The sequence below is a fragment of the Streptomyces sp. GB4-14 genome, assembly GCF_022696125.1.
GTDB lineage: Bacteria > Actinomycetota > Actinomycetes > Streptomycetales > Streptomycetaceae > Streptomyces > Streptomyces werraensis.
On sequence record NZ_RZHO01000002.1, the window covers coordinates 3,153,828 to 3,175,009 of the forward strand.

Annotated in this window: 38 protein-coding genes; 35 read left to right on the forward strand and 3 right to left on the reverse strand. The window is 71.6% G+C overall.

Annotation, left to right across the window (positions count from 1 at the left end):
- Positions 1-88: 88 nt before the first annotated feature.
- Entirely contained in the window at positions 89-460 is a 372-nt protein-coding gene (locus ELQ39_RS15595; RefSeq protein ID WP_242592284.1) for an XRE family transcriptional regulator, read from the reverse strand.
- Positions 461-1,002: 542 nt separating this feature from the next.
- Between ELQ39_RS15595 and ELQ39_RS15600 the strand changes: the two genes are divergently transcribed.
- From ELQ39_RS15600 to ELQ39_RS15715, 24 genes are all read left to right on the forward strand, one after another.
- Positions 1,003-1,275, forward strand: coding sequence for a helix-turn-helix domain-containing protein (locus ELQ39_RS15600; RefSeq protein WP_242592286.1), 273 nt, complete (start codon positions 1,003-1,005; stop codon positions 1,273-1,275).
- Between the two features lie 95 nt (positions 1,276-1,370).
- Entirely contained in the window at positions 1,371-1,805 is a 435-nt protein-coding gene (locus ELQ39_RS15605; protein ID WP_242592288.1) for a DUF6197 family protein, read from the forward strand.
- A complete protein-coding gene (locus tag ELQ39_RS15610) occupies positions 1,802-2,035 on the forward strand; it encodes a hypothetical protein (protein WP_242592289.1) in 234 nt (77 codons plus the stop codon). Before ELQ39_RS15605 ends, ELQ39_RS15610 begins: the two co-directional genes overlap by 4 nt.
- A complete protein-coding gene (locus ELQ39_RS15615; RefSeq protein WP_242592290.1) occupies positions 2,032-2,529 on the forward strand; it encodes a hypothetical protein in 498 nt (165 codons plus the stop codon). The genes ELQ39_RS15610 and ELQ39_RS15615 overlap by 4 nt, the downstream gene beginning before the upstream one ends.
- Positions 2,526-2,720, forward strand: a complete 195-nt coding sequence (locus ELQ39_RS15620) for a hypothetical protein (RefSeq protein WP_242592291.1) — start codon at positions 2,526-2,528, stop codon at positions 2,718-2,720. Before ELQ39_RS15615 ends, ELQ39_RS15620 begins: the two co-directional genes overlap by 4 nt.
- Complete coding sequence (locus tag ELQ39_RS15625; RefSeq protein ID WP_242592292.1) at positions 2,717-3,766, forward strand: YqaJ viral recombinase family nuclease; 1,050 nt, start codon at positions 2,717-2,719, stop codon at positions 3,764-3,766. Before ELQ39_RS15620 ends, ELQ39_RS15625 begins: the two co-directional genes overlap by 4 nt.
- Positions 3,763-4,551 carry an ERF family protein gene (locus tag ELQ39_RS15630; protein ID WP_242592293.1) on the forward strand — a complete coding sequence of 263 codons (789 nt, stop codon included), beginning with the start codon at positions 3,763-3,765 and terminating at the stop codon, positions 4,549-4,551. The genes ELQ39_RS15625 and ELQ39_RS15630 overlap by 4 nt, the downstream gene beginning before the upstream one ends.
- Positions 4,548-4,805: a hypothetical protein gene (locus ELQ39_RS15635; protein WP_242592294.1), complete on the forward strand. Its 258-nt coding sequence runs from the start codon at positions 4,548-4,550 to the stop codon at positions 4,803-4,805. The genes ELQ39_RS15630 and ELQ39_RS15635 overlap by 4 nt, the downstream gene beginning before the upstream one ends.
- Positions 4,798-5,241: a hypothetical protein gene (locus tag ELQ39_RS15640; RefSeq protein ID WP_242592295.1), complete on the forward strand. Its 444-nt coding sequence runs from the start codon at positions 4,798-4,800 to the stop codon at positions 5,239-5,241. The genes ELQ39_RS15635 and ELQ39_RS15640 overlap by 8 nt, the downstream gene beginning before the upstream one ends.
- Positions 5,238-5,684, forward strand: a complete 447-nt coding sequence (locus tag ELQ39_RS15645) for a hypothetical protein (RefSeq protein WP_242592296.1) — start codon at positions 5,238-5,240, stop codon at positions 5,682-5,684. Before ELQ39_RS15640 ends, ELQ39_RS15645 begins: the two co-directional genes overlap by 4 nt.
- Before the next feature lie 26 nt (positions 5,685-5,710).
- On the forward strand, positions 5,711-5,887 hold the full coding sequence (locus tag ELQ39_RS15650) for a hypothetical protein (RefSeq protein ID WP_242592298.1): 177 nt from the start codon (positions 5,711-5,713) through the stop codon (positions 5,885-5,887).
- On the forward strand, positions 5,887-6,324 hold the full coding sequence (locus tag ELQ39_RS15655; protein WP_242592301.1) for a hypothetical protein: 438 nt from the start codon (positions 5,887-5,889) through the stop codon (positions 6,322-6,324). The genes ELQ39_RS15650 and ELQ39_RS15655 overlap by 1 nt, the downstream gene beginning before the upstream one ends.
- Positions 6,325-6,401: 77 nt before the next feature.
- Positions 6,402-7,277, forward strand: coding sequence for a hypothetical protein (locus ELQ39_RS15660; protein ID WP_242592303.1), 876 nt, complete (start codon positions 6,402-6,404; stop codon positions 7,275-7,277).
- Complete coding sequence (locus ELQ39_RS15665; protein ID WP_242592305.1) at positions 7,274-7,948, forward strand: zinc finger domain-containing protein; 675 nt, start codon at positions 7,274-7,276, stop codon at positions 7,946-7,948. The genes ELQ39_RS15660 and ELQ39_RS15665 overlap by 4 nt, the downstream gene beginning before the upstream one ends.
- A complete protein-coding gene (locus ELQ39_RS15670; RefSeq protein WP_242592306.1) occupies positions 7,948-8,304 on the forward strand; it encodes a hypothetical protein in 357 nt (118 codons plus the stop codon). The genes ELQ39_RS15665 and ELQ39_RS15670 overlap by 1 nt, the downstream gene beginning before the upstream one ends.
- A gap of 45 nt (positions 8,305-8,349) precedes the next feature.
- Positions 8,350-8,955 (forward strand): WhiB family transcriptional regulator, encoded by a 606-nt coding sequence (locus tag ELQ39_RS15675; protein WP_242592307.1) that lies wholly within the window; start codon positions 8,350-8,352, stop codon positions 8,953-8,955.
- Between the two features lie 47 nt (positions 8,956-9,002).
- The gene (locus ELQ39_RS15680; RefSeq protein WP_242592308.1) at positions 9,003-9,479 is read left to right on the forward strand and encodes a hypothetical protein; all 477 of its coding nucleotides are present in this window, start codon (positions 9,003-9,005) and stop codon (positions 9,477-9,479) included.
- A 73-nt stretch (positions 9,480-9,552) separates the two neighbouring features.
- On the forward strand, positions 9,553-9,795 hold the full coding sequence (locus ELQ39_RS15685; protein WP_242592309.1) for a hypothetical protein: 243 nt from the start codon (positions 9,553-9,555) through the stop codon (positions 9,793-9,795).
- A 46-nt stretch (positions 9,796-9,841) separates the two neighbouring features.
- On the forward strand, positions 9,842-10,459 hold the full coding sequence (locus ELQ39_RS15690) for a hypothetical protein (RefSeq protein ID WP_242592310.1): 618 nt from the start codon (positions 9,842-9,844) through the stop codon (positions 10,457-10,459).
- Between the two features lie 103 nt (positions 10,460-10,562).
- On the forward strand, positions 10,563-10,808 hold the full coding sequence (locus tag ELQ39_RS15695) for a hypothetical protein (protein WP_242592311.1): 246 nt from the start codon (positions 10,563-10,565) through the stop codon (positions 10,806-10,808).
- Complete coding sequence (locus ELQ39_RS15700) at positions 10,805-11,011, forward strand: hypothetical protein (protein ID WP_242592312.1); 207 nt, start codon at positions 10,805-10,807, stop codon at positions 11,009-11,011. The genes ELQ39_RS15695 and ELQ39_RS15700 overlap by 4 nt, the downstream gene beginning before the upstream one ends.
- Complete coding sequence (locus ELQ39_RS15705; RefSeq protein WP_242592314.1) at positions 11,008-11,850, forward strand: hypothetical protein; 843 nt, start codon at positions 11,008-11,010, stop codon at positions 11,848-11,850. The genes ELQ39_RS15700 and ELQ39_RS15705 overlap by 4 nt, the downstream gene beginning before the upstream one ends.
- A 3-nt stretch (positions 11,851-11,853) precedes the next feature.
- A complete protein-coding gene (locus tag ELQ39_RS15710; protein WP_242592316.1) occupies positions 11,854-12,084 on the forward strand; it encodes a hypothetical protein in 231 nt (76 codons plus the stop codon).
- A 72-nt stretch (positions 12,085-12,156) separates the two neighbouring features.
- The gene (locus ELQ39_RS15715; RefSeq protein ID WP_242592318.1) at positions 12,157-12,333 is read left to right on the forward strand and encodes a hypothetical protein; all 177 of its coding nucleotides are present in this window, start codon (positions 12,157-12,159) and stop codon (positions 12,331-12,333) included.
- Between the two features lie 57 nt (positions 12,334-12,390).
- On the opposite strand, the gene ELQ39_RS15720 is transcribed toward ELQ39_RS15715, so the two are convergent.
- The gene (locus ELQ39_RS15720) at positions 12,391-12,747 is read right to left on the reverse strand and encodes a hypothetical protein (RefSeq protein WP_242592320.1); all 357 of its coding nucleotides are present in this window, start codon (positions 12,745-12,747) and stop codon (positions 12,391-12,393) included.
- 94 nt (positions 12,748-12,841) lie between these two features.
- The gene (locus ELQ39_RS15725) at positions 12,842-13,102 is read right to left on the reverse strand and encodes a hypothetical protein (RefSeq protein WP_242592322.1); all 261 of its coding nucleotides are present in this window, start codon (positions 13,100-13,102) and stop codon (positions 12,842-12,844) included.
- Positions 13,103-13,283: 181 nt separating this feature from the next.
- On the opposite strand from ELQ39_RS15725, the gene ELQ39_RS15730 reads away from it, so the two are divergent.
- From ELQ39_RS15730 to ELQ39_RS15780, 11 genes are all read left to right on the forward strand, one after another.
- Positions 13,284-14,102, forward strand: a complete 819-nt coding sequence (locus ELQ39_RS15730) for a DUF2637 domain-containing protein (protein WP_242592324.1) — start codon at positions 13,284-13,286, stop codon at positions 14,100-14,102.
- 2 nt (positions 14,103-14,104) lie between these two features.
- Positions 14,105-14,248 (forward strand): hypothetical protein, encoded by a 144-nt coding sequence (locus tag ELQ39_RS15735; RefSeq protein WP_242592326.1) that lies wholly within the window; start codon positions 14,105-14,107, stop codon positions 14,246-14,248.
- A gap of 10 nt (positions 14,249-14,258) precedes the next feature.
- A complete protein-coding gene (locus tag ELQ39_RS15740; RefSeq protein WP_242592329.1) occupies positions 14,259-14,765 on the forward strand; it encodes a hypothetical protein in 507 nt (168 codons plus the stop codon).
- The gene (locus tag ELQ39_RS15745; RefSeq protein ID WP_242592331.1) at positions 14,765-15,130 is read left to right on the forward strand and encodes a hypothetical protein; all 366 of its coding nucleotides are present in this window, start codon (positions 14,765-14,767) and stop codon (positions 15,128-15,130) included. Before ELQ39_RS15740 ends, ELQ39_RS15745 begins: the two co-directional genes overlap by 1 nt.
- Before the next feature lie 76 nt (positions 15,131-15,206).
- Positions 15,207-15,344: a hypothetical protein gene (locus tag ELQ39_RS15750; protein WP_242592334.1), complete on the forward strand. Its 138-nt coding sequence runs from the start codon at positions 15,207-15,209 to the stop codon at positions 15,342-15,344.
- 8 nt (positions 15,345-15,352) lie between these two features.
- Positions 15,353-15,613, forward strand: a complete 261-nt coding sequence (locus ELQ39_RS15755; RefSeq protein WP_242592336.1) for a hypothetical protein — start codon at positions 15,353-15,355, stop codon at positions 15,611-15,613.
- Between the two features lie 172 nt (positions 15,614-15,785).
- Positions 15,786-16,280 carry a hypothetical protein gene (locus ELQ39_RS15760; RefSeq protein WP_242592338.1) on the forward strand — a complete coding sequence of 165 codons (495 nt, stop codon included), beginning with the start codon at positions 15,786-15,788 and terminating at the stop codon, positions 16,278-16,280.
- Positions 16,281-16,615: 335 nt separating this feature from the next.
- Positions 16,616-17,002: a hypothetical protein gene (locus tag ELQ39_RS32555; RefSeq protein WP_242592340.1), complete on the forward strand. Its 387-nt coding sequence runs from the start codon at positions 16,616-16,618 to the stop codon at positions 17,000-17,002.
- The gene (locus tag ELQ39_RS15770) at positions 16,999-18,351 is read left to right on the forward strand and encodes a phage terminase large subunit family protein (protein ID WP_242592342.1); all 1,353 of its coding nucleotides are present in this window, start codon (positions 16,999-17,001) and stop codon (positions 18,349-18,351) included. Before ELQ39_RS32555 ends, ELQ39_RS15770 begins: the two co-directional genes overlap by 4 nt.
- 13 nt (positions 18,352-18,364) lie before the next feature.
- Positions 18,365-20,686, forward strand: coding sequence for a phage portal protein (locus ELQ39_RS15775; protein WP_242592344.1), 2,322 nt, complete (start codon positions 18,365-18,367; stop codon positions 20,684-20,686).
- 232 nt (positions 20,687-20,918) lie between these two features.
- Positions 20,919-21,182 carry a hypothetical protein gene (locus ELQ39_RS15780; RefSeq protein ID WP_242592346.1) on the forward strand — a complete coding sequence of 88 codons (264 nt, stop codon included), beginning with the start codon at positions 20,919-20,921 and terminating at the stop codon, positions 21,180-21,182.

A 21,182-nucleotide genomic window follows, 5' to 3' on the forward strand; every position in this document is an offset into this window, starting at 1 on the left:
CCACTGTTACACGTGTTGTTGATCAGATCTCACGGGGTGTGAGCGCGGCCATTCTGGCTATGACACGTGAGGACCGTAAACGGTTGCACTACTGACCGGTGCGGTTGGCCTCGCCGAGCGCACGCAGCTCGATCTCCTTCAACCGCTGCTGCTCCTCGGTGAGTCCGCGCCACAGTTCGAGGACGCGAGCTTCGGCCTCGGGGGGGAGGGGGCCGGGCGACTCGCGGCCGGCGGCGCGGAAGATCTCTTCGCGGGTGAACTTGGGGAAGGCGTCGGCGAGGGCCTCGAGGGATTCGCGCTTGACGCCTCGGCCGCCGCCGCGCCGGCGGTGGACCCATGCGTTCACGGTGGCAGGGGCGACACCGATGCGGCGCGCGATCTCGCTGTCGTTGACGTCGTAGACGTCTTTGAGTCGAGCGAGTAGCTGCGCCAGGTCTTCGGTGCGCTCCTGGTCTGTCACGCGCTAAGCGTGCCCAATGATCTTCTACTTTTGCAAGCCAAAGTAGAAGTGTGGCGCGTTACGTACGCACCGCGTGGCCTCCCCGTCACGCGATGTCGCCTCTGTCATATGCACACACCATAGAACAGCCGTTCGATTCCCGCTACCCGCACTGAAACTCATGGCAGCACACTTGCGCACACTGCTACTGCTACAGTAGAAACGTAGCAACGACGCCCCCGGGCGTCACGCAGTCCCCGACAGGCGCGAGGCACACATGACAGACCTGGTCCGCAAGGACGAAGGCAAGCCACTCCGCGACGCAATGAAGCGCCACGGCGTGACGCAGGCCGAGTTGGCCGCTCGAACTCGAGAGGTCGACGTCCGCGGGCAGGGGGTGAGCGTCGCGACCGTCGCGAAGGTCACCGGCAGCGGGAAGACCGCCGCCGACCGATGCAGGCTCCGCACGGGGTGGCTCATCACCTCAGCGATGGACGAGCCACTCCAGCAGCACTTCGACATGCCCTCAGTTTCTACTGACACAGTGGAAAGGTGTAAAGACCATGACGGCTCAGACCCTCGCTGAGCGCGCCGAGATCCTCGCCCCCACCGGCCTCCAGCCGATGCTCACCACCGACCAGCTGCGCGCCTACTTCGGCGTCTCGCTGTGGACGGTGAACGAGTGGCGGAAGAACGGCTGCCCGATGGAGCGGATCCCGGGTGGCCGGCGCCGCTTCAACCTCGCGGACGTGAAGGCGTGGCTCGCCGAGCAGGCCGAGGACGCCGCGCAGGTCCGTGCGGAGGTGGCGCGTAAGGGCGTCGCCGCCCGCGCCTGAACCCACCCCATGAACGCGCCGAAGGGCCGCCCACCTTGCCCGGCTGACGGCCCCGCGACCGGCGCACCCCACTACTCCAGGAAGTGAGGCCACCGATGGCCACATTGTTGCAGAGCAGGCGGCGGGTTCTCCCCCTGCACGAGTCGCCGCAGGCGCGGCCGATGACCGTGTCCGGCGTGTTCCGGGCGGCGGCGCGGCTGATCGCGTCGAACGGCTTGTACCAGGGCGACTTCGTCCCGGACGCGATGGACCGGGAGATGTGCATCCCGCATTTCATGCGGCCGATGTCGATCGTGGCGGCGCTGAAGTGCGTGACGACCGGCGACCCGCACCAGACGTCGCTGTTGGCGGACCAGGCGATCGGCACGCTGGCGCTGAGGCTGGAGGTCGACGGCGAAGGGCCCCTGTTCGGCGGGATCTTCGACCTTGAGGCGCACGTCGACGCGTGGGGCGACCTTGAGTCGCGGACCACGGAGTCGGCGGTTGCGGTGCTCGAGGCGGCGGCGGACGCGAACGAGGTGTCCGCGTGAACGCCGCGACCGTCCCCGAGTGGCTGCTCGCCGGTGCGGCGGGTGTGGGCACGCTGCCGCTGCTCGCCGCCGCCGCGTTCGCCGCGAACCGAGACCTGCACCTGCCGCACCTGCCGGTCGACGCCGTCGAGACGGCCGCCGAGCAGGCCGTGCAGCGCGTCCGGCTCCAGCTGGCGGCGTGGCTGCTGGTCCTCGCCTGGCACCTCGAGTCCGGGGAGGCCGTCCGATGAACGCCCGCGAGCTGCTGCAGCTCATGGTCCGCACCGACCGGGGCAGCATGACCGTCTGGTCGAAGCCTGAGGTCGCCTCTGCTCTCGACGCCTACCGGGCCGAGGTGCTCGCCGAGGTCTCCGCGTGGCTGGTGAAGAAGGCCCGCGAGTTCCGGGCGATGGGCGGCGAGATGCGGGCCGCGCAGGCTGACGCGGTCGCCGCGATGGCGTCGAAGGTCGACCGGGGAGCGGTCCGTCCGGACAACGTGCGGATGCTGCCCGCCGACTTCTTCGAGCCCGGCCACACCTACACCGTCAACGAGCCCTTCACGGCCCCTGAGGTCCGGCCGCACTTCCAGTGCGTCGCGGTCGCCGTCCACCCGACTACCGGGAACCGGCGCGCCTTCGGCTTCGAGCAGCGCACGGCGAACGCGCCGTGGGCGTCCGCGTCCCTCCGGGATGAGGAGTGGGCTGACGGCTGGGTCGACGTCACCGAGGCCGGTGAGACGGCATGACCGCCCGTCGTACGGCGCTCACCGCCGCCTACTGGTCCGCCGTCCTGCTGCTGGCCGCCGTCGCCAGCCTCGCCGCCGCCATCCCCTTCACCGGGCCCGCCGCCAGCGCCGCGGGAGTCCTCGCCGCCGCAGCGGTCTGCCTCACCGGCTCCGCCCACGCCCCCAGCACCACCAGGAAGGACCGTTCGTGAGCACCACCACCGTGCAGGCCGGGGCGCAGGCCCCGGCCGCCGGCCGCCGGGTCACCCCCACCGGCCGGCTCATCCTCCCCGCCGACGCCGACCGCGCCGACTGGCTCACCGCCCGCCGCTCCGGCATCGGCTCCAGCGACATCGCCGCCATCCTCGGCATCAGCCGCTACGGCAACGCCCTCTCCGTCTACCACGACAAGACCGGCGGCCTCCCCCTCGAAAGCGACGACAGCGAGCCCGCTCTCTGGGGCCGTGCGTTCGAAGAGACCGTCGCCCGCGAGTGGGCACGGCGCAACCGCTCCGTGATCCGCCGGGTCGGCCTGGTCGCCAACATCGACCGCCCCCACGAGATGTGCACCCTGGACCGCCGCGTCCTCGAATGCCCCCTCGCCGACGGCCGGGAGAAGTGTGCCGTCGAGATCAAGTGTCGAGACAAGATGAAGGCCGGCCAGTTCCGCAAGGGCGTCGCCGACGACGTCCTCGTGCAGACCTTGTGGCAGGCCATCGTCTGCGGCTTCGACCACATCCACGCTGCGGTGCTCATCGGCGGCAACGACTACCGGCAGTACGTCATCCGGGTCGCTGACCATGCACAGCTCGTCGACGATCTGCGGGCTGCCGGTGAGCGGGCATGGCAGCAGATCACCGAGCGGCGCCCGCCGGTCCTCGCCCACGACGCCGACCCGGATGTCCTCCTCGACCTGTACGAGCGGCTCCACCCCGACCGCGCCGGGGCCGTGGACCTCACCCGAGACGTCGACACACAGGACGCCGTCGCCGACTACCTCGACGCGCACAACGACGAGACGGAGGCCGGCCGCCGGAAGAAGGCGGCGAAGGCGCGAATCCTCGCCGGGCTCGGGGGTGCTGAGGCCGCCACCGTCCTCGACAGGCCATTCGTGTCCCTCGACGAGACGCGCCGCGAGTACTGCGACACCAAGCGGCTCGCCGAGCGCTGGCCCGACGCCTACGCGGACTGCGTGGAGGACCGCGTCTCCCGCCGCCTGACCATTCCCCGCTCTGTCCGTGAGGAGCACAACGCATGAGCACGCTCGCTGAGCGCGCGGCGGCAGCTGCCGGTCGCGCCGACACCAGCCCGTCCCCGGTTGCTGAGGCACCGTTCCACGAGCCGGAGTACACCACTCCGACCGTGGATCCGATGGCCGGATACGAGCCCGGCGACGACGACCCGGACATGGTGCCCGTCCACATCGCATGGATCAGGGTCCGCAAGGACATTCGCGCCATCGGTAAGACCGAGCAGTACAACGACGGCTACTCCCGCTACAACTTCCGCGGTGTCGACGCCACAGTCCAGGCGTTCGCGCCGGTCACGATGCGGCACGGCGTCAACGTCATCCCACACCGGGTGGACGCCACCTACCGGGACACGAAGACCGCGAAGGGCAAGGCCACCCGCGAGTGCACGGTGAATGTGACGTGGCACATCGTCGGCCCTCGCGGGGACGTCCTGGTCGCGCAGTCGCAGGGCGAGGCTCTGGACTCCGGCGACAAGGGAACGGCGAAGGCGCAGTCGGTGGCGCTGCGGGTGCTGCTCCTCAACGCCGGCCTTGTGCCCACGGGGGACCCGGACCCGGGGAACAGCACGATCGATCGCGGTGAGGCGTCCGTCCGTTCGGCTGTGTCGTACCTGGACGAGATCTGCAACCCGGGAACCAGCGCGGGACGGCTACGGCAGATCCACTTCGAGCTGAAGCAGTCGAACCAGCTCGGTGCGTTCGTCACGAACGAGGTCGGCGACGAAGAAGCCATCGGGGAGATGGTCGTGCGGATCGGCAAGGAGCGCGCTGCCGAGGGGGCGACGTCGTGACGCTCGCCTACTCCGCGCTCGGTCTCGTGCTGGCCATCGCCGCCGTCGCCCTGCTGGCCCGCCGCACCCCGGCCGCGCCGCGCGTCCTCGAAGGGACGGTGACGCTCGAGGAACTGTTCCGGCCGACCGGAGCGGACGACGAGGCGTACTGCCCGGCAGAGGAGCGGGTGAGGCTGCACGCCTTCACCGGCACCGGCACCCGCGTCTGCTGGACGTGCCGCTGCGAGACGCCCACGGCGGTGCCCCGTGGCTGACACCGCCCCGTTCGTCATCGCCCTGCCCGCCGGCCTGAAGCTGCTCAACTCCAACCACCGGCTGCACTACCGGCAGAAGGCCGAACGCACCGCCGCGCTGCGGGCCGCCGCGATGGAAGCCGTCGCCGAGTGCCCCGCCCTCATGGACGCGCTCGCCGCGGCCAAGCCCGGCCCGCTGTTCGAGCGGGCGCACATCCTCGGCGTCGTCCACCCCGGCTCCAACCGGCGCGCCGACCCGGCCAACCTCTACCCCTCCTTCAAGGCCGCGGTCGACGGGCTCGTTGACGCGGGCGTCCTCGAGGACGACGACCACACCCGCGTCGTGGGCCCGGACATGCGGCTCGGCCGGGTGGTGAAGGGCGGCCAGATCGTCCTCGTCGTCACCGGCCTCGCCCCCGGCGAGGACCCGCTGGGCATCCGGGGGGTGACCCAGTGACGTACATCCGCGGCGACGTCCGCGAGCTGCTGCTTGCCGGGCACACCAACGCTGAGATCGCCCGCCGCCTCGGCGTCGACCCCAGCACGCCAGCGCGGGCCCGTACCGTCCTCGGCCTGCCGCAGCCCAAGCCCGGACGGCGGCCGGCGGCCACCGCGGAAGACCTGTTCTGGCGGCGGGTGAAGCCGGTCGGCGACCACATGGTGTGGACCGGCTACCGCAACAACAGCGGCGCGCCCTCGCTCCGCCACGGGGGCCGCACCCTGAGCGCCTACCGGATCGCCTACCGCATCGCCACCGGCCGGGAGCCGGACGGCTACGCGCTCCCGTCCTGCGGGCGCGAGGGCTGCGTGAAGCCCGGCCACCACGCCGACCGCACCGACCGGGCCGAGGCCCGCAAGGTCGACCAGCTGTACAGCGCGATCTTCGGCGGCGCGGCGTGAACAGCCGGGACCCGGAGCCGTGCGACGTGCCCCGCGACGACCACGACGGCGACGTCCGCTTCTACGCCACCGGCTGGAAGTGCGACCGCCACTCCCCGTGGGCCGTCAAGGGCCTGCCTGCACCGGCCCCGAGTCCCGGCGCCTTCTACACCTACCGCGCCCTCAAGGACGCGGACCACCACCAGCAGAACGGACAGACCTGATGGACCAGGACCAGCTCGGCCAGCTCGTCATCCGCGCGTTCAACGCCGCCGTCGACCGCGACCTCGACCGCATCGCCGACGCCCTCGACACCATCGGCAACACCGGCGACCCCTTCGACATGTACGCCGCCTGCTGCGGCTTCGCCGAGATCGGCAAAGGCGCGCTGAAGAAGATCTACGGCGACCGCGCGCCCCGCCCCGACCAGGGCGACATGTGGGTCATCGAGGAGCTGCAACCCGGATCGCTCAGCAACCACCCGCCCAAGGCGTTCGCCGCCCGGTTCCTCATCGCCTACTGCAACGACGACAGGGAGACCCCGCCCGCGCTGTTCCGAGCGGCCCTGGAGGCCGGCCCGGAGCAGTACGTCGACTCGCTGTGCGCGCTCCTCGCCGACGTCGCGGGCATCGCCCGACTGGCGCTCGACCAGACCGCCTGACCCACCCCGTACGGCCCCGGGGCGGGGAGACCACCGCGCCCCCGCCCTGGGACGACCCACCGAAGAGAGAAGCCCCGATGGCCTGGTTCAAGATCGATGACGGGTTCCACTGCCACCCCAAGGTGTTCGCAGCCGGGACACCCGCCATCGGCCTGTACGTCCGCTGCGGGTCGTGGGCGGCCCAACAGGTCACCGACGGCATCGTCCCCAAGCACGTCGCCAAGATGTACGGCACCCCCCGGATGATCAAGGCCCTGGTGGACGCCGGCCTGTGGCACCAGAAGGGCCACGACTGCGAGTCGTGCCCCGAACTCGACGCCAACTCATACGCGATCCACCAGTACTTGGAACGCAACCCGAGTCGAGTTGAGACCGAGTTGGCACGCAAAGCCAAGACGGAACGGCAACAACGCTGGCGCGAGGGCAAGAAGAAAGGGCAGGTCAACGAGGGTGACGCCCCGGATGTAGACGGTGATGTAGACGCGTCTACGCGGCGTCACGGAGACGCTGCCCCCAACCCCACCCCACCCGTCCCGTCCCCGGAGTCTCCTACGGAGACTCCTCCTCCCCCTCCCCCCTCCGCGGACAAGCCCAGCACCGACGTGGCTCACGTCTCCGGACGAGGAGAGGTGCAGCCCCTCATCGACGCCATGCACGCCCGCGGCATGAACGTCTCGTGGAGCTTCAGCGCCACCGAGTGGCTCGAACTCCGCGACGCCATCCGCCGCGCCGGCATCCCCGCCCTCGTCGACCACGCCGCCCGCGCCTGGCAAGCCGCCAAAACCCAGCCCTACAGCGCCAAGTACTTCCTCCGCGGCTGGACCGGCGTCCAAGCACCCACCACCTTCACCGGGCCCCGCCCCGTCGGCGGCCCCCCCAGCAAGACACAGGAGTACCTCGCCGACATGGCCGCCATCGCCGAGGAACTCCGCCAGACCGGAGGCACCCGATGAACCCCGAACAGATCCCCGAACTCATCGCACAGATCGCCCTCGCCGACCCCCGCGTCCGCCGCGAAGACCGCATCGAACGCCGCGCCCAAGCCCACATGTGGGCCGGGATCCTCGCCGACGTCCCCTACGACTACGCCCTCACCGCCGCACAGCAGCACTACGCCACCAGCCAGTGGCCCATCACCCCCGGCGACATCGCCGGCCGCTGGCAGACCGTCGTCCGCGACCGCATGAACCGCCACAGCGGCACATTCGAGCCCACCGCGCACCCCGACGTCGACCCCGACGACGTGCCCGGCTACCTCGAGGCCCTCCGCGGGGAACGCCGCGCCGTCGTCTACGGCCAGCAGCCCCCCGCCGAAGTCCGCGCCATCACCGCCGGCCCGGCCGCCGCCGAAGCACAACGCCGGGTCGCCGCCCTCGGCGACTACCTCACGACGGAGACCCGCCGCGCCCTCGCGCCGTACCGGCCCGTCGCCGCCGCCCGCCTCGACGCCGCACAAGAGAACCGGCCCGACCCGCTCGCCGTCGCCTGCCCCGTCGAAACCTGCCGCGCCCGACCCGGCCACCCCTGCCAACGCCCCACCCGCCAAGGCGGACGACGCCCCATCGACAAACCCCACCCCAGCCGCACCGACGCCGCCACCACCCCGGAGAGGACCAGCGCCTGATGCCCATCCGCCCCGAGAACCGCCACCGCTACCCCGCCGACTGGCCCCACATCAGCCGACGCATCCGCTTCGAACGCGCCGCCGGCCGCTGCGAATGCCTCGGCGAGTGCGGACGCGGCACCCACACCGGCCGCTGCCCCAACACCAACGGCCTCCCCGCCTACGGCACCGGCAGCCGTGTCGTCCTCACCGTCGCCCACCTCGACCACACCCCCGAGAACTGCCACCCCGACAACCTCCGCGCCATGTGCCAGGGCTGCCACCTCCACTACGACCGCGACCACCACCGCCACACCGCAGCAGCCACCCGACGCGCCGCCATCGAAGCCGCCGGACAACTCCCCCTCGACGCCTGACCAGCCCAGCCAACTGCCCCACGACCAACCCCCTGGGAGGCCGCCTTGACCAGCCTGCACGACCTCATGATCCGAACCCCCGGCCTGCCCTGCCGCCTCGACCCCGACACCTGGTTCAGCGACAACAGCCGGGAGCGTGACGCGGCTGTCCGCCTGTGCCGGACGTGCCCGTTGCAGCAGGCGTGCGCCGAGCAGGCGATCGCTGAGCGGGAGCCGCACGGCGTGTGGGGCGGTACGACCACCGCGGACCGGCGCGCGTTCTGGACGGGGGAGCCGCACCGCTTCGACGAGCAGGGCCGCCTTCGGCTGCTGTGCGGCTCGGAGCGGGCGTACCGGGCGCACTTCACGTACCGCGAGAAGCCGGGCCCGGACTGCGTGGACGGGGACTGCGTGGCCGCGCACGAGGCTCTGGTGACGGAGCAGCGGCGCGAGCAGCTGGCGCGGCATCACGCGGCTGGTGGTTCGGCGGCTGGCTACTACCTGCATCGCCGGTTGGGGGAGCGGGCGTGTGAGGCGTGCATGGATGCGCGGCGGGTTCCTGCGGCGCGGCGGGGCTCTAGGCGGCCTCGTAGCGCTTCCCGCACCTCCGGGCCCACCGCCGTGCTGCCGGGCCCGCAGACGGGCGTACAGCCGCTCGCCGTCGCCGCCTGACCCACCACCCCTGCCGGCGCAGTCCGGCCCGACCGAAAGGCCACCCCATGACCACCACACCCGACACCCACCCGACCAACGGCCCGATCCACACCTGGTTCGGCCTCAGCTACACCAACTACCAGGTGCTGCACCGCACGCTGATGCAGTCCATGCCGCTCGACTGGCAGCAGCGCATGGTCGCCTGCCTCGAAGAGCTGGCCGCCGCCTACGAGCACATCGAGCAGCCCGAAGTGTTCGACGTGCAGGCCGCGACTGAGCACATCGTCAACGAGATGACGGACGCCGAGCTGAAGCAGGCCGGGATCACGGACGACTGGTACGGCGAGGAAATCCCCACCGGCCTCAGTCCGGACGACCTGGCCGAGTGGAAGGCCGACCACGAGAGGGACGCGCCGACCTACTACGACCGCGACGGCAACGAGGTGGACCCGCACTCGCGCGTCCTGCTCCCCGCCTCGGACCCGGTGCCGCACTACAACCGCGGCCGGACCTACATCGAACCGCGCCGCCCCGTCTCGTGACTGCCGCGACCCGGGGCGCGGCCTAGGCGCTTCGGGTCTGCACCCACCGTCCCACACCACCCGAAGGAACACCGTGAGCAGCCCCGCCGACGCCCTCTTCGAACTGACCGACCTGGCTCCCCCCGAGCCTGCTCCCGTCTACGCGGTGCACTGCTTCTTCAACTGCCCGCACGTGGTCCGCGAGGGCGACCCGGACACCGCGTCGAAGGCGATGGAGCAGCACTACGACGACACGCACACCGCGGACATCGACCGGGCCCTTGGCTTCCTCGGAGTTCAGCCCTCAGCCCGCCGCAAGAACCGCCCCGCCGCCTGATTCGACCGTGGCTGTCCTCCCGGGCAGCCACCGAAAGGAACCACCCATGTCCGAACTGTCCCGCAAGATGTTCCTCGCCGAGACTGCCGCAGTCCGCGAGCACCTCGCCGAGCAGGCGCAGCAGGCGACGGCCGAGGCCAACCCCGCCGTGTCGTCTGCTGGGCAGGCGCCCGCCACCAACCACGACCTCCGCGACCGCATCGCCGCCGCCATCTGGGAGCGGCAGAACCCCGGCCGCCGCTGGGCGGACTGCGAGTACCGGTGGCGGGCCGACGCCGAGGAAGACGCCGACGCGGTGCTGGCCGTGCTGCCCGCGCCCACCGACCGCGCCGTCACCCTCCGCTGGGCCGCCGACCAGATCGACGCCGAGACCCAGCAGGCGAAGGCGGGCGGCGTGCTGGAGCCGCACAAGTTTCGGCCCTGCCGGGACGCGTCCGCGCAGCTGCGCCGCCTGGCCGACGAGACGGCAACCGAGACGCCCGCCGCCGCGTACAGCGACGGCAACGGCCCCGCCTACTGCATCGGCTGCGCCCCGGCCGTCGGCGCCGACGTGCCACTCACCGCGGACGACGTGGGCCCGTCTGATCGGTGCCGGTCCTGCGGGCGGCACGTGGTCGACGTGGCCGCCGCCGGAGCGCGGCAGGACGAGGGCCAGCAGCCGTGAGCCAGCTCCTCGCCGCCCTCCCCGTCGCCGCCTACACCGTCGCCCTCACCTTCCTCGCCACCGTCCACTGGACCCGCTTCGACCACGACGACCAGGAGCAGCCATGACCCATGTCCTCGTCGCCGTCCTCGCCGTCGCCCTCGGCTGGACCATCGGCTGGCGCACCCACGCCGCCGCGGCCCGCGTCGAACGCGCCATACGACCGGCCGGCCCCCACACGGCCGCCGTCCTCGACGAGATCGCCCTCGGCTGGCAGGCCCTCGAAGAGACCTGCTGCCTCACCGCGTGGGAGTCGCACGGCGCCACGCACGACACCGCCACCTGCACCCGGAAGGACCAGACCCTGTGAGCACCGCCTACAACCCCACCGGCCCTCTGCTGACGTACACCAGCACCCTCAACGACGACGGCACGCAGGACTGCACGCACATCGACCGCGTCCCCGTCACCGACCCCCGAGAGCGCGCCATCTGCCGGGCGCTCCTGCTGCACGCGCTCGCGCTGCTGGACGCCAGCGAGCCGACCCGGCGCAGCGGGGAGGCGCAGCGATGAGCCAGCCCAGCCCTGATGCGCGTGCCGTCGTCGCCGCCGTCGACAGACTGACGACGCAGCTCAGCGCACAGGTCCGACGCCTCGCCGACACCCGGCAGACGCCCGCCGACGGGCCGTCGACGACGTGCGACGCCTCCACCCTCGGTATCGGGGACAGGCACCTCGGCCCGTGCGTCCTCCGCGACGGCCACGACGGGCCCGTCCACCGCGGGCCCGAGGGCGAGACGTGGGCGTCGGCCGTCGCCGACACCCCGACGACGACGCCCGGACGCCCCGTCGCCGGCATCGACCCCAGCACCGAACCCGGCAAGGCCGTCGGCCACTGGTTCCCGATGAACGAGCAGCTGGCCGAGGAGATGAACGAGCGGTCCAGCCTGATCCAGCAGTGGGCAGCAGACGCCGCCATGAAGGCCCGCGCCGACGACGAGGAGCAGCAGCGCACCGAACGACGCGCCCGCCTCCACAACCTCCTCGCCCGCGCCGACCGCGGCCACCTCACCCCCGGCGAAGTCGCCGCACTCCGCGAGCTGGTCGACGCCGAGACACGGGAGGCCGACACCGCCCGCGCCGTCGCCCACGGCAACCTACGGCACGTCCAGATGCTGTACGCCGACCTGCAAGACGCGCACCGCCGCGCCGAGCAGGCCAAGGCCGAGCGCGACCGCTACGCCCGATCCGAGATGGAAGAACAGGACCGCGCCGAGCAGGCGCAGGCCGCCATCGCCCGAGTGCGCGCCCTGCACGTTGACGACACCGCGCTGTGCCGGACATGCGCCACGCCAGCACCCTGCAACACCATCCGCGCCCTGGACGGCACCGAACAGCCCAAGGAGAGTTGACCCATGAGTGAGCCCACCAACGACGACGTCGAGCAGATCGTTCACCAGGCGCAGAAGCTGGACGACTTGAAACAGCAGATCATCGCCGAGATGCGCGCCCGCGGCGAAGACCCTGACGACGTCCGCGTCATCGTCGGCCACCGCACCGCCGACGGCGACTTCATGGCCACCGAGTTGATGACGCCCGCATGGACGCGGCAGCAGACGCCGCCGGCCGACGACCCCGACGCCTGACCCGGCCGGAACCACACACCGCCCCCACACGTCCCCCACACCACCACCAGCACCACCGACCAAGGAGCAGCAGTGAGCTTCAACGAGGACTACGACTCCGCCTCGCAGGCCGCGACCCTGGCCCTGCTCAAGAACATCGAGGAGGCCGCCGAGGCATCGGACAAGCTGAACGCCAGCGCGCGCACTGAGGCGCTGAAGAACCTTGCCGAGGCCTACGCGTGGGTCGTCTCGCCGAACAACGCGCACTGACGACGCTGGCCAGACGCCCCGTCACCCCGCCCGACGACGGCAGGAGACGGGGCGTCGTCATCTCTGCCGCGTGGCCGCAATGAGCGCATCCTGCAGTCGGCCGATCGTGTCCGCGTCTCGCCGCCGGCCCTCACGCAGCCGCACGCACTCTGCACACCCGCCGCCCGAGACTGGCTGCGCAGGGACCACCGCCCCAGTCGCCCCGGGCCACCCCTTCTCGTCAGCCACCCGCAGCACATCCGACCGGTACAACCGAGCCGATCCCCGCGAGCCCTTGTGGTCGGCGATCCGCAACTCACCGCGGTCGATGCAGCCCCGCAGCACCGCGCGGGTGATCCCCGCCATCTCGTACGCCTGCGCCTGCGTGATGATCTCGTCCTCGCCCGACGGCAAGGGCATCTGGTTGGTCGTCATGACCAACCAACCAGCCAACCACCCAGCAGGACACCGGCCGGGCGCTCAGATCCCCCGAGCGGAGCAGCGACGGGCGTTGACGTGCGTCGTCACGTCAGGACGACGCCCGGTGCTTCCGCGCCGCAATCTGGCCGGCCGTCTCCCCCGTCACACCCATCCGCGCCCCGATCTCCCGGAACGTGTGACCCTGCTCCTTCGCCGTCCGCACCGCCTGCTGCCGCACGTCCGCGACCATCCGGTGCAGCTCCGGCCACTCCCGCAGCAACTCGGCGCACGCCTGCGCCCGATCCAGTGCGTCCGGGATCGCCTCCAACGCGCGCAGCGCCTCACGCACCCGCTCGACCTCACCAGCCACCCGCGCCACCTCCCGACCGGAGCGTAGGGGTGCACACACCCCCGTCCAAGGGGTACCCTCTGGAATCCCAAGGGGTACCCCTTGGGCGCGTCACGACGGGCCGACGACGCCCGACGACGCCCCACAAATGAAGACGCCCCCGGCTACCAACCGGGGGCTGACCGCAGGAGACGTGACCTCCATGGGCTGGAAGAAGCCTCGCACATCCCCGCCGCCCGCGGCTACGTCCGGGCTCGGCCTCGCCGTCGGCGCCGCCATCCTCATCACCGCCATCACCGGCATCGCCTTCTGGCTCTCCTACCACCACCTCCACGACGTCGCCGCCAGCAACGGCCTCGGCATGGACCCCGCCCGCGCCTGGGCCTGGCCCGCCGTCCTCGACCTGTTCTACCTCGCCGGAGAGCTGCTGATCCTCCGCGCCTCCTACCTGCGCACCGTCGACTGGTGGGCGATCGCCCTCACCGCGGTCGGGGCGCTCGGCTCCATCGGGTTGAACGTGGCCGGCGTCGGCGCCGACGCGAGCCGCCTCGAGTACGTCGTGGCCGCAGTCCCCCCGGTCGCCGCGCTGCTGGCGTTCGGCGCGCTCATGAGGCAGCTACACGTCTGGTTCGCCCGACGCCCCGACGTGTCGACGCAGGCCACGCCCGTCGTCACCGTCGAGCGGGCCCCCGCCCCGGTGCCGCCGAAGCCGGAGCAGCCGCCCGCCCTCGAGTCCGCGGCCGAGCAGCCCGAGCCCGCCGAGCGGCCGGCCCTCGAGGAGCAGCGACCGGAGCGACCGACGATCCGGTACAGCGACCCGCGGTGCGCGATCCTCCGCCCCCTGTACGACTCCGGGTTCCGGCCCACCACCGGGGAGATGAAGGCCGCCCTCGAGGCCGCGAACCTCACGGCGCCCGGCGCGTCGACCCTGCGCGGCGTGCTCCGCAAGGAGATCGAGCAGCATGAGCCCGAGCTGGCCGCGCTCCCTGCCCGGCCGACGCCGCTGCACCAGGCGAGCTGACGATGCCGCTCGGGTTCTTCGCAGCCTCGGCTCTGCTCGGCCTGCTCGGCCTGTGCGCCCTCGCGCTCCGCGACGTCCCGAAGATCTCCGGGAGCCTCGCCTTCATCCTCACCCTCGCGGCGCTCGCCGTCGCCGTCCTCCGCTGAAGGACCACCCATGCAGATCGTCACCATCGGCGGCGTCACCGTCGGCCTGTGCATCCTCGGCTACTTCGTCACCAGCTGGTGGCCCGGCCGCAAGCAACTCACGAAGGACCCCCTACGGCACAGCGCCGACCTGGCCCCGTTCCTGTTCGCCTGGTCCTACGGCTGCCTCACCGTCCTCGGCATCGGCGGGCTGATCGGCTGGGCCGCCGACACCGCCCTGTGGATCTCCAACTGGCTCGGCGACGTCGCCCTCGTATGGGGCGTCGGCACCGCAGCCGGGCAGCGCGCCGGCGGGACCGTCTACCTGCCGCTCACGCAGACCGGCGGGGCGGTCGTGCTGATCCTCACCGCGGTGATGGTCGCCCTGGTGAAGAAGTCCCGGCACGGCAAGACGCTGAAGCTGGGTGCCTGGTGCGGGCTCACCCTCGGCACCAGCGCGGGCGTGGCCGGGTTCGCTGCGGTGCCGTTGGCGACCGCCGTGAACTGGCTCGGCGGCACCGTGTACGGGGCGCTGTGATGGCGCGCCGGCCGCGCCGGGAGGCCCCGGCCGCAGAGCCCGAGGAGACGGGCGAGGGGCGGTCGCCGCTCGCGGGCGGGTGCGTCCTCGTCGTCCTCGGCGGGGGCGCGCTGGCCGGGCTGTGGGCCGCGTCGCCGGATGCCGCCGTGCTCGCGGTGTGGGTGGTCGGCGTGGCTGCGGTGTGGTGGTCCGCCCGCCGCCGTAAAGGTACGTACCAGCCCCTCCCCTCCCCCACCGCGCCCCCTCCCCGTGGAGAGGTTTTCGCAGTTGAGACGGGTCGCGCCGCGAGAGTGGTGAAGGGCCCCGGGGGGATGACGATCGTCTACCCGGAGATCGAGTACGTCACGGAAGACCAGCTTCCGTAAGCCCCGGGGCGGCCGTCCGCCTGGCAGCTAGCCGGCCGCCCCGGTCCCATCCCAACGAAGAGACAGGACCGCCATCATGGCACTCGGATTCAAGAAGCCCATCCCCGCCGACGACCCCCGGCTGAAGGGGCACGAGACGACGTACCAGGCGTCGCGCGGCGGGTGGCTGAAGCCCGCGAAGAAGTCCACCCCCGCCAAGCCCAAGAAGGGATGATGGGCCCCATGAGCTACCGCCGATACCCCGACCGCGAGCGGGCCCTGAGCCAGCTCGACCGCCATAACTCCGTACCGGAGCCGACCGAGTTCCAGCAGAAGCTGGCGCAGGACGCACGCGCGGCGATGGAGGCCGCAGGCCGCACGCTGCGCCCGATGCATGACGCGATGCTCCAGCTGGCCGCCAGCGCCCCGGTGCTACTCGCGCAGTCTGCGCCTGCCGCCTCCAAATTCATCGAGGCGCTGAAGCACTCCGCTCGCACCGCCTGACCGACCGCCGCTGTCAGACCCGCGTCGTACCGTCGTAGACGTCATGCATATCCGCGTCTGCTGGCTGCGACGCGCTGCACCGGGCCCCCGCCTAAAACCCCCAGGGCGGGGGCCCACCCATGCCCGCCATGCGACCATGCCCCCACCACACGCACTCGTCATGGGGGGAACCATGCGCACCACCATCATCACGCTCGCCGCCGGCGCCCTGCTGCTCGCCGCCCTCACCGGCTGCTCGTCCACCGACGACGACGCCGCGCCCGGCAACACCGCCAGCCCGAGCGCGCCGCAGGAGCCGAGCCAGGAGAGCAGCACCACCCCGCCGGCGGAGACGAGCGGCACCCCCGAGGAGCCGACCACCGGAACCGCCGCACTGGAGCAGGCCGTGAAGGACTACACCAGCGCGTACTTCGGCGGGGAGGCAAGCACCGCGCACCGCATGCTGTCCGAGCGCTGCCGGGGCGAGATCAACGAACTCGTCTTCGGGGCGACGGTGAAGCAGGCCGCCGAGGAGTACGGGCCGGACCACCCGGCGACGGACGTACAAGCGGACGTCTCCGGCGACCTGGCGCGCGTCTCGTACAAGGTGGAGGGCCTGCCGAAGTTCGACCAGAGCCAGCAGCCGTGGACGCTGGAGGGCGGCGCCTGGAAGTACGACGCCTGCTGACACCGGGCCCCGACCGCGAGAGAATGGCCGCATGGACGAACAGCCGCGCCCGAGCGCGCTTCAGCGAATGGCGGAGGGCTGCGCCCAAGCGGCCGAGATGACGGACGAGGAACTGCGCGCAGTAGCCGCGCGGGCACTGGAGGATCCCGGGACCACCGTTCTCGGCCCAGCCGCCTGACCCGAGAACCACCGCAACGCCCCGTCGACCTGCGTCGGCGGGGCGTCGTCGTCCCCGCGAATTGCAGCCCCCAAGATCCCGGCACGCCGAAAATCCGTACCTTCCCTACCAGGGAGGTGCAGTGCCGCGGCGCAACGCGAACCATGATCTCGGCCTCGTGCGACAGCACGAGGTCGTACGCCTGCGCACCCAAGAGCGGATGCAGTTCCGGCAGATCGCCGAACACCTCGGATGCGACGTCAAGAACGTGTACGTCGCCTGGAAGCGGGGCGTCGCCGCCCTCGCCGAACAGGCCGCCGAAGCCCACGGCCAGTACCTCGGCGAGCAGCTCGCCAACCTGGACATCGCCATCAACTCCCTCATGCCGAAGGTCATCAAGGGCGACGTCCGCGCCGTCGAAGGACTCGTACGCCTCTTCGACCACCAGGCGAAACTCCTCGGCCTGTACGCCCCCGTCAAGGCCAACGTCACCGTCACCGACGAGATGACCGCCCGCGTCATGGAACTCGCCGACCAGATCGCCGAGATGGACGGTGCGCCGTGACCCTCACCCGCGACGAACTCCGCACCCGCGTCCAGCAGCTCACCCCCGAAGAACTCGCGATCCTTGAGCAACAGTTGGCAGACCGGCTCTGGCGGAAACGCTGGAACCGGTGGACGCCATACCCGTGGCAGGTGCCACCCGACCACGTGCCCACCCTCGGCTGGTGGCTCCAGCTCGGCGGGCGCGGCACCGGCAAAACCGACGGCTGCGCCCGCTACATGGTCGCCCACGTCAACGGGCCCCCATGCGACCCGCGCCTGCCCGGCGGGCACCGCATGGCCATCATCGCCCCCACGCAAGGAGACGCGGCCGAGGCGTGCGTCAACGGCCCGTCCGGGCTGAAGGCACACGACCCGCGCGTGTACCTGCGGCAGACCGTCGGCGGCACCATAGCCCGCTGGCCGTCCGGCGCGGAGGCGAAGTTGTTCGGCGCGCACACCCCGGACGACGTCGAACGCCTCCGTGCCGGTGGTAACCGGTGCCTCGTGTGGATGGAAGAGGTTGCCGCGCAACGGCGGCTGAAGGACGCGATCACGCACTCGGAGATGGGCCTCCGCCTCGGAGCGAACCCGCACTACATCGCCAGCACGACCCCAAAGCCGCGCACCGAGTTGATCGAACTCACCCGCCGCGACGACGTCATCGTCACCCGCGGCCGGACCCGCGAGGCGATCCATCTTCCGCAGGCGCAGCGCGACCACCTCATGCGGAAGTACGCCGGGACGAGGATCGCCGCGCAGGAGTTGGACGGGGTGCTCCTCGAGGACATCGAGGGCGCACTGTGGACGATGGCCGGGCTCGATGCCGCCCGCGTCGGCGCCACGCCCCCGTTGTCCAGCGTCGTCGTGGCGATGGACCCCGCGGCGACGTCCACCGACGAGGCGGACGAGATGGGCATCATCGTCGCCGGCCGGGGTGCCGCGTACATCCCGGACCGCAACGGCTTCCAGCGGCAGCACGGCTACGCGCTCGACGACCTGTCCGGCCGGATGCCCCCGGTAGAGGCCGCGCGCCGCGCGATCCGGGCGTACCACGAGCATCGGGCGGACGCGATCGTCGCCGAGGTCAACAACGGCGGCGAGTGGATCGGCACCGTCGTGCGGCAGATCGACCCGACCGTCAACTACCGCACCGTCACCGCCTCGAGGGGGAAGGCGACCAGGGCCGAGCCGGTCGCCGCGCTCACCGAACAGGGCAGCGCCCACATCGTCGGCTCGCTGCCAGACCTCGAGGAGCAGCTGACCACCTGGGTCCCCGGCGACGCCAGCCCCGACCGACTCGACGCCTACGTATGGGCGATGACACACCTCATGCTCGCCCCCGCGGGCAACCTCGCAGCGGTCGCCTAGGAGGAACGACGACGTGAGCCAGTACAGGAACCGGGCCCTGAGCCGGGCCGCGGAGAAGCGGGCCGCCGGCCTGGACGTGCTGCGGGACCGGCAGCCCGTCACCGTCGCCAGTATCGGCGGGCAGCAGTCCCTCACGATGGCGCTGGACGCTGAGGCCCGCGGCTACGCCAACTCGGCCGTGGCGTACCGGTGCGTCGCGGCCATCGCCGACAACGGCGCCAGCGTGCCGCTGGTGGTGCAGCAGGGCGACGGCACGGTCATCGAGGGGCACCCCGTCGCGCACCTGTTCAACAAACGCCCGAACCCGCTGATGTCCGCCCGCGTCTTCAAGAGCCTGCTGCTCCAGCAGGCCGAGCTTGCCGGGCAGTCGTTCGTCTGGTTGGACCGTGGCGAGACCGGGCAGGGCGACGTCCTCGAGATGCACCTTGTGTTCGACCAGGTAGACGTCATCGTTGACAAGCCGCTGCGGGAGCGGCCCACGACGGCCGACGTGATCGGCTTCATGATCCGCCGCCTGGACGGCACGCAGGTCCCCGTCCTGCCCGAAGAGATGCTGTGGCTGCGCTACCCGCACCCGTTCGACCCGCTCGGCTGCCTGCCCCCGTGGAAGGCCGCCAGGCACGCCGTCGACATGGACGCCTACGCCCGCGAGTGGCAGCGCTCGTCCTACGCGAACGGGGCCCGCCCCACGGGTGTCGTCTACCTCGGAGACATGGAGGAGCAGGAGTTCACCGCGGTGAAAGCCGCGTGGCGCAGCAGCATGCAGGGCCCGGAGAACGCGGGCAAGACGCTGCTGGTGCGGTCCGCGCCGCGCGCCGGCGGCAGCGGGTCGGGCATCGGCTACGAGCGGCTCACCTTCACCCCCGAGGAGATGGCCTACCTCGAGTCGCGGATGGCCAACAGCGCCGAAGTGATGATGGCGTTCGGCGTGCCGCACGACTACCTCGCCGCCGGGACGACCTACGAGAACCGGTCGGCGGCGAAGGCCACCCTGTGGTCAGACACGATCGGCCCGAAGCTGGAGATCATCGGCAGCGAGATCGACCGCGTGCTGCTCCCCTCCGACGCGGAAGAGGCCGCGTGGGACCTGTCGGGGGTGGCCGCGCTCCAGGACTCGCAGGACTCCGTCGCCAACCGCACCCGGGCCAGCGTCTACAGCGACACCCTGACCATCGACGAGGCGCGCGCGGAACTCGGCTACGAGCCGCTCCCGGGCGGCCTCGGCGCGCACACGCTCACCCCGTACCGGGCGCAGTTCGCCCCCGTGCAGGGCGCGCCCGGCGGCGACGACGCCCGGTCGTGGGACGCCGACTTCTCCCGCATGCCGGCCGCCCCGGTGCCGGACGTGACGGCCGTCGTCGAGCGGACCGTGGAAAGCGTCCTGACGCGGCTCCTCGGCGGGACGCCGCCGCAGGTCAACGCCCGTCCGACGCCCCGTCTGGCCCGCGCCGACGACGCCCCGTCGTCACCGTCGCTGACGGAGGTAAACCAGGCGTACGACGAGCTGGAGCGCGCCGGGATTCGGGCGGTGCAGTCCCTCGCCCGCGAGCAGCGTGAACGCGTCCTCCGCGACTTTGACCGGCTGATGAAGCGGCCGAACCGGTCCGCCGAGTGGCTGGGTGAGGTGCGGGCGCAGGCCGCCGCGCTCGCCCGCGAGCAGCAGGTGACGTTGGCCCCGCCGGATCCGGAGCAGGTGCCGGCCGCGTGCATGACGGACCTGGACGTCGCCTCCGGTCCGGAGGGGTGGGAGCAGCGGATCCGGGTGCGGGAGATCTTCGACGGCCGGTACTGGCGGCGCCGCACGGCCGAGGTGATGCGCCCGTTCATCGAGCGGGTGTGGCGGCGCGGCGGCACGGACATCATCGGCTCGTTCGACCTGGACGAGCCGGACGTGGCGCAGGCGCTGCGGGACCGGGTGGACGAGCTGGCCGGGCAGGTGACGGCGACGACCGAGCAGGTACTGCGGGCGCAGCTGCTCGCCGCGGGCGTGGCCGAGGGCGAGTCGATCCCCGAGCTGCGGGCCCGGCTCCAGCAGGTGTTCACCAACCTCAGCGACTACCGCGCCACGATGATTGCCCGCACGGAGACGGTGGGCGGCTACTCGCAGGCGTCGTTCCTGGCCGCGCTGGACGCCGGGGCAGTGCGGAAGACGTGGTTGGCCACGGCCGACCAGCGGACGCGGGAGACGCACCGGCAGGAGAACGGGCGCACCGTCCCGATGAACAAGCGGTTCACGCTCACGAAGTCGCGGTGGCCGGCGGACCCGACCGCCCCGGCCGCACAGTCCATTCAGTGCCGGTGCGCGCTGACCTTCCAGTTCGACGAGGAGTCCTGACCATGGCGGGAACCGTCTGGGTCGTCGCCCAGATCAAGAGCACTGACGCTGAAGGGTGGGCCACGGACTGGGACCTCGGTGGTGTCTTCACGAGCGAGGACGGGGCGCGGGAAGCATGCACTGGCCCGGGGGACGCTATGTGGCCGGTAGCCCTCGATACACCTCTCGGCCGGGAGACCACCGCTCCGCCCGGTATCACGTACCCGGCCAACTCACCGAAGGAGTCCTGACCATGCCGCGGTTCCGGAAACGACCCGTCGAGATTGAAGCGGTTCACCTCGCAGGTGCCAGCGTCCGAGAGGCGATCGACTTTGTTCCCGCTGACCAGTTCGCCGGGGGCGGTGTGTTGCCGGACGACGGACGCTTCTACGTGGACATCAAGACGCTCGAAGGAACGATGCGCGCGGTTGAGGGCGACTGGATCATCAAGGGCGTCGCCGGAGAGTTCTACCCGTGCCGAGACGACATCTTCCGCGCGACCTACGAGGAGGTCTGA